Raw genomic sequence first — 344 nt, 5'->3', positions numbered from 1 at the left:
ATTGAACCCACACGATTTGAAAGCGGTCATTCAGGCATCTTGCGGCAGCATCTCCAAAATAAAATAAAATAAAATAAAATGCAGCCAACACAAACAGCGGAACAGATAAAAGATCATATTCCGCTGATTTTTTATCTTATTGTTCAATGTCCAATACAGTAAGACGCTTTGTATCCAGATCCACTATGCGGATCAAATGGTTATTTGTATCTGCAATATATAAGCGATTTTTTATCACCAACACATCATTCGGTTCATTCAGCGGCAATAGATCGCACGCCTCCTCCTCTATGGTGCATACACCCTTAGCAGACCCCCATACAAGCGTCTCCATGCACTTCTCG

General features: G+C 40.7%; 1 protein-coding gene. It reads right to left on the bottom strand.

What is annotated here, in order from left to right; all coding sequences use genetic code 11:
• Positions 1-136: 136 nt before the first annotated feature.
• Positions 137-344: hypothetical protein (locus LKX83_RS32135; protein ID WP_227887324.1), on the bottom strand; the 208-nt coding region annotated here is incomplete at its 5' end.

It is taken from the genome of Cohnella baijiui (assembly GCF_020731285.1).
Taxonomy (GTDB): Bacteria; Bacillota; Bacilli; order Paenibacillales; family Paenibacillaceae; genus Cohnella.
This window is presented reverse-complemented; position numbering and strand designations above follow the sequence as displayed.